Annotated in this window: 1 pseudogene; it reads right to left on the bottom strand. The window is 64.3% G+C overall.

The window, feature by feature from the left end:
• Positions 1-208 (bottom strand): annotated as a pseudogene (locus EN852_RS36585) (dihydrofolate reductase); the annotation flags it as partial.
• Positions 209-359: the final 151 nt, after the last annotated feature.

Raw genomic sequence — 359 nt, forward strand, 5'->3', positions numbered from 1 at the left:
GGTCGAGGTAGGCGTCGTCCCTCACCTGCGACCAGGTCGCCGCGAAAGTCTCGTAGGTGACGCGACCGAACAGGAATGCGTCGTAGCGGTCCAGCGCGGCGAGCGCGTGGCCGCGGCTCTCCGCGTCAAAGTACGACCCGGTCCAGGCCCATGGCGAGCCGACCACCCCGTCTAGCGACATCAGCGTAGTTTCGATCAGCTTTCTCATCTGGAATCCTCCTGTTCAATGAGTGGCTGGCAGTTCATGCGGCGTGACGCGATGCACCGAAGGACATCTTCGGCCCAGCGCTCCAGCGTGGTTGCGGTGGTGTTACGCGGACCCGGCGCCTCTATCGCCCAGCGCGCCATCAATAGCCTCT

This window comes from Mesorhizobium sp. M2E.F.Ca.ET.209.01.1.1, assembly GCF_004010375.2.
Taxonomy (GTDB): Bacteria; Pseudomonadota; Alphaproteobacteria; order Rhizobiales; family Rhizobiaceae; genus Mesorhizobium.